Below are 1,769 nucleotides of genomic sequence, written 5' to 3'. Positions count from 1 at the left end.
TTTGGTTACGAGTGAGTAGTAGACGCTGGCCACACAAGTTCGACACCTTTTTGCCAAAATTCCGATTTTCCCGACCCGGCCCACCAATGAATTCAACCACTTGCACCGATTTTTGACCTGAAAGTAAAAATAGCGTGTAGTGGCACGTTTCCCGTTATTGGTAGTTTATATCTGGACCAACCTGCGCTGCACTCAGCGCCATGTTCATCAAGGTCACCCAATCCGGTCAGCGTCGCTACGCCCAACTCGTCGAGTCCTTTCGCAACGAAGAAGGAAAACCCAGCCAACGTACCGTCTGCACCCTGGGTCGCCTCGAAGCAGGCGGCGAAGTCGATGTCCTGAGCTGCCTGCGCCTGATGGTCTTCAACCGCCTGTGTGATCCGGGCAGCAAACTCGGTGTGCTGCGCTGGCTGGAAACAGTCGCCTTGCCCGCAGGCACTGGTGCCATCTCAGAACACCAACACCTGTTGCGTGCCATGGACGTACTCGATGAGCACAGCGACAAACTGGGCCACCGGCTGGCCACGCTCATGCGCCCCCTGATTGACCAAGACCTCTCCGTGGTGTTCTATGACCTCACCACGGTGGCGGTCACCGGCCAGACCGACCTCGACGATGACGTGCGCGCTTACGGCTTGGCCAAGTCTGGGCTGATCGAGCGCCAATTCATGCTGTCGCTGGTACAAACTGCTGAAGGGCTGCCCATTGCCCATGAGGTCCATCCTGGCAACACCGCAGAAGCCAAAACCCTGCTGCCGATGATTCGAGGCTTATTGGCGCGCTACCCACTCAAGCGTGTGGTGCTGATTGCTGATCGGGGACTGCTGAGCACAGCCAACATCGAAGAATTGAACAAACTGCAAACGCAACTCAAAAAAGACGGCCGTGATGTAGCCGTGGAGTACATCCTGGCCGTACCAGCGGCACGCTACGGGGACTTTGCCGATGATCTCCAGAAACTCAATGAGACCCAAAAGCTTGGCCAAGAATGGTGCGCCGAGACGAGTTGGAATGATAGCCGCCTGGTGGTGGAACATGACCCAATTGCGGCAGCCAGACGCACGGCTGCACGCGACAAAAACATGGCTGAGTTACTGAAGCTGGGTCAGCAGTGCAGCGTCAAGCCCGATGCGCAGGATGAGCGCAAAAGTACCGGCAAGAAAAACAAGAGCAAAGGTCGCCCGATGTCGGATTCAGGCACCAAGGCGCGCTTTTACCATGCGGTCAAGGATGCCCATATGGCGCACCTGATCAAGGTGGATTTAAAGGCTGATCTGTTCAGCTACACGATTGATGAGGACAAAAAGCGCTATCTGGAGTTGCTCGATGGCAAGCTGCTGTTGGTGACCAACACCAGCACCACAGCGGCTGAGGTGGTGCAGCGCTACAAGAGTCTGGCTGACATTGAGCGCGGCTTTCGGGTGCTCAAATCTGACATCGAGATTGGGCCGGTGTACCACCGATTGCCCCAGCGCATTCGCGCGCATACGCTGATTTGTTTTATGGCGCTGATCTTGTTTCGGGTGATGCGTATGCGCCTGAAGGTCGCCAAAAGATCAGAGTCGCCCACCACGCTGCTGGAGAGTCTCAAGCGGATCCATCAACAAACCGTTGCGACAAGTGACGGCCAGACGTTGACTGGGTTGACGGAAATCACGCCCGCCCAGAAGTCGCTGTTTGCTGCCCTGGAGTTGACACTGCCGACCCCGTCAGACCTGACTAAGCCCGTTTTTTAGTCTGCGTTTTGAAGTCCGTTTCTAATGGAATCA

General features: G+C 56.0%; 1 protein-coding gene. It reads left to right on the top strand.

Going from position 1 to position 1,769, the window contains the following annotated elements; translation table 11 throughout:
- Nucleotides 1–200 precede the first annotated feature (200 nt).
- Nucleotides 201–1,736 carry an IS1634 family transposase gene (locus IBX54_RS14915; RefSeq protein ID WP_296543434.1) on the top strand — a complete coding sequence of 512 codons (1,536 nt, stop codon included), beginning with the start codon at nucleotides 201–203 and terminating at the stop codon, nucleotides 1,734–1,736.
- The last annotated feature ends 33 nt before the right edge of the window (nucleotides 1,737–1,769 follow it).

Source organism: Rhodoferax sp. (assembly GCF_014859475.1).
Lineage (GTDB): Bacteria > Pseudomonadota > Gammaproteobacteria > Burkholderiales > Burkholderiaceae_C > Rhodoferax.
This window is presented reverse-complemented; position numbering and strand designations above follow the sequence as displayed.